General features: G+C 71.2%; 7 protein-coding genes and 1 pseudogene. 6 read left to right on the forward strand and 2 right to left on the reverse strand.

Going from position 1 to position 8965, the window contains the following annotated elements; translation table 11 throughout:
* Positions 1 to 17: 17 nt before the first annotated feature.
* Together ACP4J3_RS39340 and ACP4J3_RS39345 are read right to left on the reverse strand one after the other, a co-directional pair.
* A complete protein-coding gene (locus tag ACP4J3_RS39340; protein WP_426541136.1) occupies positions 18 to 284 on the reverse strand; it encodes a protealysin inhibitor emfourin in 267 nt (88 codons plus the stop codon).
* A gap of 21 nt (positions 285 to 305) precedes the next feature.
* Positions 306 to 1376, reverse strand: a complete 1071-nt coding sequence (locus ACP4J3_RS39345) for a M4 family metallopeptidase (RefSeq protein ID WP_426541137.1) — start codon at positions 1374 to 1376, stop codon at positions 306 to 308.
* A gap of 319 nt (positions 1377 to 1695) precedes the next feature.
* Between ACP4J3_RS39345 and leuA the strand changes: the two genes are divergently transcribed.
* The 6 genes and pseudogenes from leuA to ACP4J3_RS39375 all read left to right on the forward strand — a co-directional run.
* On the forward strand, positions 1696 to 3417 hold the full coding sequence (gene leuA / locus ACP4J3_RS39350; protein ID WP_426541138.1) for a 2-isopropylmalate synthase: 1722 nt from the start codon (positions 1696 to 1698) through the stop codon (positions 3415 to 3417).
* 273 nt (positions 3418 to 3690) lie between these two features.
* Positions 3691 to 4389 carry a TerB family tellurite resistance protein gene (locus ACP4J3_RS39355; RefSeq protein ID WP_426541139.1) on the forward strand — a complete coding sequence of 233 codons (699 nt, stop codon included), beginning with the start codon at positions 3691 to 3693 and terminating at the stop codon, positions 4387 to 4389.
* Positions 4390 to 4585: 196 nt separating this feature from the next.
* Complete coding sequence (locus ACP4J3_RS39360; protein ID WP_426541140.1) at positions 4586 to 6661, forward strand: MMPL family transporter; 2076 nt, start codon at positions 4586 to 4588, stop codon at positions 6659 to 6661.
* An 80-nt stretch (positions 6662 to 6741) separates the two neighbouring features.
* Positions 6742 to 7965: a sensor histidine kinase gene (locus tag ACP4J3_RS39365; protein ID WP_426541147.1), complete on the forward strand. Its 1224-nt coding sequence runs from the start codon at positions 6742 to 6744 to the stop codon at positions 7963 to 7965.
* The gene (locus ACP4J3_RS39370) at positions 7962 to 8621 is read left to right on the forward strand and encodes a response regulator (RefSeq protein ID WP_426541141.1); all 660 of its coding nucleotides are present in this window, start codon (positions 7962 to 7964) and stop codon (positions 8619 to 8621) included. Before ACP4J3_RS39365 ends, ACP4J3_RS39370 begins: the two co-directional genes overlap by 4 nt.
* A gap of 39 nt (positions 8622 to 8660) precedes the next feature.
* Positions 8661 to 8965 (forward strand): annotated as a pseudogene (locus ACP4J3_RS39375) (sialidase family protein); the annotation flags it as partial.

Below are 8965 nucleotides of genomic sequence, written 5' to 3' on the forward strand. Positions count from 1 at the left end.
CGGGCGTGAAGAACCGGTTACGCTCCTTCCTTGAGCACCCTGGAGATCAGCTTGCGCTGCTCGTCGGTGAGCCGGGGATCCGAGCAGTACACCGTCTTCTCGTCCACGGTGATCTGGTAGCTGAAGCCGTCCGGAACCCCGATCGGGGGCGTGCCCCGGCCGGACGCGACCGCGCGCTCGGCCAGGGCGTGCCAGTCCTGGGCGTCGGGCCGCCCCGAGGTGTCCACCTCGGCGTGCCGCTCGATGCCCGCGAATCCTCCCGTGCGACGTACCAAAATACGCATGGGTCCCTGTCTAGTACGGACTTACGGGATCCGCACCCCGACTTGCTCCCACGCCTTCTCCACGGCCTGCAGCTCCTCGCCGCCGTCCCCGAAGCGCTCGCGCGCGCACTTGACCGTCAGCTTGGCGAAGTCGGTGAACATCGCCCGGTCCGACAGCTCGCCGCCGGTCAGGACGTCGTACCAGATCTGGCCGGCCTTCTCCCAGGCGTGGCCGCCGAGTGCGGTCGCGGCGAGGTAGAAGGCGTGGTTGGGGATGCCGGAGTTGATGTGGACGCCGCCGTTGTCGCGGCCGGTGCGGACGTACTCGTCCATCGTCGCGGGCTGCGGGTCCTTGCCGAGGACGTCGTCGTCGTACGCGCTGCCCGGCTCCTTCATCGAGCGCAGCGCCTTGCCCGAGACGCTGGGGGCGAGGAGTCCCGCCCCGATCAGCCAGTCGGCCTCGGCGGCGGTCTGGCCGAGCGTGTACTGCTTGATGAGGGCGCCGAAGACATCCGACATGGACTCGTTCAGCGCGCCGGGCTGGCCGTAGTAGGTGAGGTTGGCCGTGTACTGGGTGACGCCGTGGGTGAGCTCGTGGCCGATGACGTCGATCGGGATGGTGAAGTCGAGGAAGATCTCGCCGTCACCGTCGCCGAACACCATCTGCTCGCCGTTCCAGAAGGCGTTGTTGTAGTTCTCGTCGTAGTGGACGGTGGCGTCCAGGGGCAGGCCGTCGCCGTCGATGGAGTGGCGGGAGTAGGCCTTGAGGAACAGCTCGAAGGTGGCGCCGAGGCCGGCGTAGGCGCGGTTGACCGTGGCGTCCGGGCCGGGCTCGTCGCCCTCGCCGCGGACCTTCTTCCCGGGCAGGGCGGTCTTGTGCTCGGCGTCGTGGATGGTGCGCAGCGGCTGGTCCGACGGTGCCTTCGCCGTCGGGGCGGCCGCGAGGGCGAACTCGGTGGTCACGCGGCGTTTGCCGCGCAGCTCGCTGTCGCGCATGAGGGTCCGGCGAGCCGGGCCGGAGAGTGCGGGGTCGTCGTTGCGGGCCAGTTTGTCGAGGACGTGTGGCGGAACGACGGTGCAGAAGACGGGCTCGAAGCCCCCGTTTGTCGTCATGTGCGGCACCATCGCACTGCGTTAGATGGCTGTCACTAGTCGCAACCATGATTGGTGAAATATGCGGACAGCGAGCCGCACGCTCCGTGACGAAGTGGTATGGCGCACGTTTTGCCCCATACGTCCTCCGGGTCCCGCATACTGATACGGCGCCCCGCATCCGAAGAGCCTCGGCTAGCATGCTTCGCATCATGCGTTTCGGGCTGCTTCTTCTTAGCTGCCGCGGCGAGGGCCTGTAGTCCAGGTCGACTCCCTCCCCGCGGAGCTTCGCGTTGCGTCGTCGGCCGTCCTTTCGGACACCTTGAGGAGCCCCGCAATCATGGCGAACCGCCAGCAGCCCAGCACCATGCCGATCCATAAGTACGGCCGCTACGAGCAGGTCGACATCCCCGACCGGACCTGGCCGGACAACCGGGTCACCGTCGCCCCCCGCTGGCTCTCCACAGACCTGCGCGACGGCAACCAGGCCCTGATCGACCCCATGTCGCCCGAGCGCAAGCGCCGGATGTTCGACCAGCTGGTCAAGATGGGCTACAAGGAGATCGAGGTCGGCTTCCCGGCGTCCGGCCAGACGGACTTCGACTTCGTGCGCTCCATCATCGAGGAGCCGGGCGCGATCCCCGACGACGTCACCATCTCCGTACTGACCCAGGCCCGCGAGGACCTGATCGAGCGCACGGTGGAGTCCCTGAAGGGCGCCAAGCGGGCGACCGTCCACCTGTACAACGCCACCGCGCCCGTCTTCCGCCGCGTGGTCTTCCGCGGCTCCAAGGACGACATCAAGCAGATCGCCGTGGACGGCACCCGCCTGGTGGTCGAGTACGCCGAGAAGCTGCTGGGCCCGGAGACGGAGTTCGGCTACCAGTACAGCCCCGAGATCTTCACCGACACCGAGCTGGACTTCGCGCTGGAGGTCTGCGAGGCGGTCATGGACGTCTGGCAGCCGGGCCCCGGCCGCGAGATCATCCTCAACCTGCCCGCCACGGTGGAGCGTTCGACGCCGTCGACGCACGCGGACCGCTTCGAGTGGATGGGCCGCAACCTGTCCCGCCGCGAGCACGTCTGCCTGTCGGTCCACCCGCACAACGACCGCGGTACGGCCGTCGCGGCGGCCGAGCTGGCGCTGATGGCCGGCGCCGACCGCATCGAGGGCTGCCTGTTCGGACAGGGCGAGCGCACCGGCAACGTCGACCTGGTCACCCTGGGCATGAACCTGTTCTCCCAGGGCGTCGACCCGCAGATCGACTTCTCCGACATCGACGAGATCCGCCGGGTGTGGGAGTACTGCAACCAGATGGAGGTCCACCCGCGCCACCCGTACGTGGGCGACCTGGTCTACACGTCCTTCTCCGGCTCCCACCAGGACGCCATCAAGAAGGGCTTCGACGCGATGGAGACCGACGCGGCGGCGAAGGGGGTCACGGTCGACGACATCGAATGGGCCGTGCCGTACCTGCCGATCGACCCCAAGGACGTCGGCCGCTCCTACGAGGCGGTCATCCGGGTCAACTCGCAGTCCGGCAAGGGCGGTATCGCCTACGTCCTGAAGAACGACCACAAGCTGGACCTGCCGCGCCGGATGCAGATCGAGTTCTCGAAGATCATCCAGGCGAAGACGGACGCCGAGGGCGGCGAGGTCACCGGCTCCGACATCTGGGCGGTCTTCCAGGACGAGTACCTGCCGAACCCCGAGAACCCGTGGGGGCGGATCCAGGTCAAGAACGGCCAGTCGACGACCGACACGGACGGCGTGGACACGCTCAAGGTGGAGGCCACCGTCGACGGCGTCGACACCGTGCTGGCCGGTACCGGCAACGGTCCGATCTCGGCCTTCTTCGACGCGCTGGCCGCCGTGGGCGTGGACGCGCGGCTGCTGGACTACCAGGAGCACACGATGAGCGAGGGTGCGTCCGCGCAGGCCGCGTCGTACATCGAGTGCGCGATCGACGGCAAGGTGCTGTGGGGGATCGGTATCGACGCGAACACGACGCGGGCGTCGCTGAAGGCGGTTGTGTCGGCCGTCAACAGGGCTGCTCGTTGATGGTTCGCTCTCGCCGTGGGTCCACGGGGGAGTGGGTGGGTGCGGCGCCATCGTGGTTGCTCGCGCAGTTCCCCGCGCCCCTCTAGGGCGATCGCGCGCCCGGCGTTCAGAGGCTCCGTCTGCCGTATCAGCGGCGGGCGGAGCCGTCCATTTCCGGCCATCGACCTGTGCAGGTCACGGAAAGGTCTCGTCCGGGGTGCTGACTGTGCGTCCGTGATGTGGCTAACATCACGCAAGCGCGGCGATGTTGCCGCGGCGTTACGGAGGTGCGACGTGCTGCCAGGACGGGGACGAGACGGCCGTGCCGCCAGGTTTGCGCGCATTCTGGGCACCCGCACCGCGTGGTCGGCCGTGGGTGACGGGGAGTTCTTCTGCCCCGGCTGCGGAGGCGACCGCAACTACCAGCGGCTCACCGGGCATCGCCGCTTCACCCTGCTCGGCGTGCCCGTGCTGCCGCGCGGCGAGAGCGCGCCCGTCGTGGAGTGCGCGGCCTGCCGGCGTCACTTCGGCACCGACGTCCTCGACCATCCGACCACCACCCGCTTCTCCGCGATGCTCCGCGACGCCGTCCACACCGTCGCCCTCGCGGTGCTGGCGGCGGGCGGCACCTGTGCCCGTACGTCCCTGGAGACCGCCGCGGCCACCGTGCGCGCCGCCGGCTTCGACGACTGCACTCAGGAACAGCTCGGCGCCCTGGTCGAGGCGCTGGCGGCCGACACCGGGCGGGTCTTCTCCGAGCCCTGCGGTGCCGGGCTGGCCATAGAGCTCCACGAGGCCCTGGACCCGCTCGCCCCGCACCTGGCCCCCGCCGGCCGCGAGTCGATCCTCCTCCAGGGAGCCCGTATCGCCCTGGCCGACGGCCCCTACACCCCCGCCGAACGGGACGCCCTGGCGACGGTCGGCGCCGCGCTCACCATCTGCGCCGAGGACGTGACACGGCTGCTGGCCGCGGCGGCACGGACGCCGTCGTAGTCCCGGCGCCGGGCGGCAGCCGTATCGGCGTTCCGCGCAGCCCCCGCTACCCCTCAGTACTCCCCAGGGAGTAATCGCGCCATTCCGCCGCCCCCGGCAGTAGTCGCCAACTCGACCTCCCGTCCGACGAAACCGCCCCCGCGCGCCGGAAGTCTGGAACCGACCCGGACATCCGATGCGGAGGGAGGCCCGTCTCATGGGGGCCGCAAGGACAAGCACGCGACGACGGCGGGCCGTGCCCTGGCTGGTGCTCGCGCTGTGGATCGGCGTGCTCGCGCTCGCCTCGCCGTTCGCCGCGAAGCTCGGGGACGTCCAGCGCGACCGTGCCGTCGACTATCTGCCGGCCAGCGCCGACTCCACGCAGGTCGCGAAGATCCAGGACAGGCTGCCGGGCGGCGAGGCCACCGAGATGGTCGTCGTCTATCACCGGGACGGCGGGCTGACCGCCGGGGACAGGGCGAGGGCGGCCGAGCAGATCGAGCGGATCGCCGACGCGCACCGGCTCACCGGCCGGCCGCAGGGCATCCCGTCCCAGGACGGGACCACCCTCATGTACCCGGTCGCCAGCACCGAGCCGGGGCAGGACGAGAAGGCCCGTGACGCGCTCGTCAACGACGTGCGGGACATCGCGCACGGCGGCGACGGGCTCAGCGTCGACGTCGGCGGGTCGGGCGCCCTCGCCACCGATGCCAGCGAGGTCTACAACTCCCTCGACGGACCGCTGCTCTACACCACCGCCTCGGTCGTCGCGCTGCTGCTGATCCTCATCTACCGCAGCCCGTTCCTGTGGCTGGTGCCGCTCGCCGTCGCGGGCATGGCCGACTATCTGTCGATGGGCGTCGCCTACGGGCTCAACCAGGGGTTCGGGACGTCCGTCTCCGGCCAGAGCTCCGGGATCATGACCATTCTGGTGTTCGGGGCGGGGACCGACTACGCGCTGCTGCTCGTCTCCCGGTACCGGGAGGAACTGCGGCGCATCGAGCGGCCGTACGACGCCATGGTCGCCGCGCTCCGGGGCTGCGGGCCCGCCGTGCTCGCCTCCTCGGGCACCGTCGCCGCCGGACTGCTGTGCCTGCTCGCCGCCGACCTCAACTCCAGCCGCGGCATGGGCCCGCTCGGCACCGTCGGCGTGCTGTGCGCGCTCGCCGCGATGCTGACGCTGCTGCCGGCGATCCTCGTGCTGCTCGGCCGGCGCGTGTTCTGGCCGCTGGTGCCGCGCTACGGCAGCACGCCCAAGGCCCGCCGGTCCCTGTTCACGGCGATGGGCAGCTCCGCCGGACGCCGGCCCCTGACCGTCCTCGCGGGCGGCGCCGTCCTGCTCGGCGCGCTCGCGCTCGGCGCCCTGAACCTGCCCGGCAACCTCAAGCAGGAGGACTCCTTCACCAGCAAGCCCGACGCGGTCGCCGCCATGGAGACCCTCGCCGAGGCCTACCCCGAGCGCGGCACCCAGCCCATCAGCGTCATCACGCCGCAGGAGCGGGCCGAGGCGACCCTCGCGTCGATCCGCTCCACCCGCGGCGTCGACAGCGCCCAGGAGGGCCGTACCGCGGACGGCTGGACCGAGATCTCCGTCCTGGCCACCGCACCGCCCCAGTCCGCCGGGGAGACCGCCACCATCGAGGCCCTGCGCGACAAGCTCGACGGCTCCTACGTCGGCGGGGCGAGCGCCCAGCAGATCGACCTGAAGGACACCAACGCCCGCGACCGCATGGTCGTCGTGCCGATCGTGCTGCTCTCCGTGCTGCTGATCCTGATCGCCCTGCTGCGCTCGATCGTCGCGCCGCTGATCCTGGTGGCGGCCGTGGTCGCGGTGTGGGGCGCGGCGCTCGGCATCGGCGGGCTCGTCTTCGAGTCGCTCTTCGGCTTCGAGGGCACCGATCCCGGGCTCGGGCTGCTGTCCTTCGTGTTCCTGGTGGCCCTCGGCGTCGACTACGGCATCTTCCTGATGCACCGGATGCGCGAGGAGTGCCTCGCCGGCGCAGAACCGGAGTCGGCCGCGCTCACCGCGCTGCGCACGACCGGCGGTGTCATCGCCTCCGCCGGGCTGGTCCTCGCCGCCACCTTCGCGGTGCTCACCAGCATGCCGCTGGTGCCCCTCGTCGAGCTGGGCTTCGTCATCGCGGTGGGCGTGCTGCTCGACACCTTCCTGGTGCGCACCTACCTGGTGACCAGCGCGAGCGTCGCGCTGGGGCGCAAGATGTGGTGGCCGGGCGGGCTGTCCCGGGCGCCGCGGCCCCCGGTACCGCAGGAACGCCAGCCGGAGCCGGTGTGAGCGTCCCACGCACCGTCAGGGCGTCCCTCCCCTCCCGGAGGGGCGCCCGCGTGGCGGAGGATGGGCCGGTGCGGGAGACGATGAGAGCGGCGGGCAGGCCCCGAGTGGGCGAGCGGGTGATGGCGGCGGTCAACCGTGACCCCCGCACCGCCCCGCACGGCACCCGCAACGACGCGCTGCTGGCCGTGGCGCTGGCCGCCCTCGCCACCACCATGGCGCTGCTCGACACCGAGGGCCTCCCGCCGGACGCACTCGGCTGGGCCCTGCTGCTCATCGCCCATGTGCCCGTCGGCTGGCGGCGCCGCCGTCCCGTGCTGGTGCTGCTCGCCGTGCTGGCCTGTATCGCGCCGTACCACGCCCTCGACAACAACCACGTCGCGCCGATCCCGGTCACCCTGGTGGTCCTGTACACGGTCGCGGCGACCGGCACGGTGCGCCGCACGCTGCTCATCGGCGCCGCCGTCCTCGGCGTGACGCTGACCATCAACGCCCTCACCAACCCCGACACGGTCATCGAGGTGCTGCGGATCTCCGGCTGGGTCATCGCGGTCCTCTTCTGCGGCATCGACGTCCGCTACTACCGCCAGTACGTCGCCGCCATCGTCGAACGCGCCGAGCGCGCCGAACGCACCCGCGAGGAGGAGGCCCGCCGCCGGGTCGCCGAGGAACGCCTGCGCATCGCCCGCGACCTGCACGACCTGCTCGCCCACAGCATCACCCTCATCGGCGTGCAGACCTCGGTGGCCGCGCACGTACTGGCCGCGGACCCGGAGCGGCTGGATCGCGAGACCATGGCCAAGTCCCTCGACGACATCGCCGAGACCTGCCGTACGGCGCGCGGCGAGTTGCGTACGACGCTGGACGTCCTGCGCGAACAGGGCGCGGTGGGCGAGGCGCGCGGCCCGCTGCCCGGGCTGGACGGAGTGCCGGACCTGGTGGCCGCGGCGCGACTGGCCGGGGCGCGGGTGGAGTCGGCGGTACGGGTGCGGCAGGCGTCGCCCGCCGTGGGCGCGGCCGCGTACCGGATCGTGCAGGAGGCGCTGACGAACGTCGTACGGCACGCGGGCCCCGAACCGGCCGTACGGGTCGCGCTGCACGAGGAGCGCGGCGCCCTGCACCTGTCGGTGACCAACGACGGCACCTGCCGGGCCGAGGTCTCGCCGAACCCCGGCTACGGCCTCGCCGGCATGCGTGAGCGGGCCCGCAGCGTGGGTGGCACACTCGACGCCGGGCCACGACGCGAGGGGGGTTTCGAGGTGCGGGCCGTACTGCCCACCGGAACGGACCGGGAGGGGGACCGATGATCCGCGTGCTGCTCGCGGACGACCAGACGCTCGTCCGGGAGGCGTTCGCCATGCTGGTCGAGTCGGCGCCCGACATGGAGGTCGTCGGCCAGGCGGCCACCGGCCGGGAAGCCGCGGAGCTGGCCCGCAGCGCCCGCGCCGAACTCGTCGTGATGGACATCCGCATGCCCGACCTCGACGGCATCGAGGCGACCCGGCTGATCGCGGCGGACGAGGACCTGGCCGGGGTGCGGGTGCTGGTCCTGACCACCTACGACACCGACGAGAACATCGTGGACGCGCTGCGGGCCGGCGCCTCGGGCTTCCTGGTCAAGGACACCCGCCCGGCCGAGCTGCTGGACGCGATCCGCACGGTGGCCGCGGGCGAGTCGCTGCTGTCGCCGGGCCCGACCGCACGGCTGATCGAGCGGTTCCTGCGCAGTCCCTGTGCGCCCATGGCCGGCGGGCCCGAATGCCTGTCCGAACGTGAACGCGAAGTGCTGACCCTGGTCGCGCGCGGGCTCAACAACACGGAAGTGGCGGAGTCGTTGGGACTCAGCCCGCTCACGGCCAAGACCCACGTCAGCCGCATCATGGGCAAGCTGGGGGCGCGGGACCGGGCACAGCTCGTCATCGTGGCGTATGAGTCGGGGATGGTGACACCGGGGAACCTGTGACGGACAGGTGAACGTCTGACCCTCCGTCAAGGGAGCCCGATGGCCACCCTGAGCCGCACACTCAGCCATACGTTCCTCATCACCGCAGCATTCCTCACCACACCGATCGCTTCCGCGGGCGACGCCTCGGCAGGCACCGCCGCCTGTATGTCCTCCATCCCGTACGTCTCGGGCGAGGGCGGCTACGACACGTACCGCATCCCGGCGACGATCACGACCCCGCGTGGCACGGTGCTGGCCTTCGCCGAGGGCCGGCACGACGGCGCGGGCGACTCCGGTGACATCGATGTCGTCCTCAGACGGTCCCTCGACGGCGGCTGTACCTGGGGGCCGGTGACGGTGGT

The sequence above is a fragment of the Streptomyces sp. UG1 genome (assembly GCF_049974585.1).
GTDB lineage: Bacteria > Actinomycetota > Actinomycetes > Streptomycetales > Streptomycetaceae > Streptomyces.

Excerpts from the sequence above, each read along its gene's own strand:
- ACP4J3_RS39340 (WP_426541136.1), bottom strand. The coding sequence starts at position 284 with ATGCGTATTTTGGTACGTCGCACGGGAGGATTCGCGGGCATCGAGCGG.
- ACP4J3_RS39345 (WP_426541137.1), bottom strand. The coding sequence starts at position 1,376 with ATGACGACAAACGGGGGCTTCGAGCCCGTCTTCTGCACCGTCGTTCCG.
- leuA (WP_426541138.1), top strand. The coding sequence starts at position 1,696 with ATGGCGAACCGCCAGCAGCCCAGCACCATGCCGATCCATAAGTACGGC.
- ACP4J3_RS39360 (WP_426541140.1), top strand. The coding sequence starts at position 4,586 with ATGGGGGCCGCAAGGACAAGCACGCGACGACGGCGGGCCGTGCCCTGG.
- ACP4J3_RS39365 (WP_426541147.1), top strand. The coding sequence starts at position 6,742 with ATGAGAGCGGCGGGCAGGCCCCGAGTGGGCGAGCGGGTGATGGCGGCG.
- ACP4J3_RS39370 (WP_426541141.1), top strand. The coding sequence starts at position 7,962 with ATGATCCGCGTGCTGCTCGCGGACGACCAGACGCTCGTCCGGGAGGCG.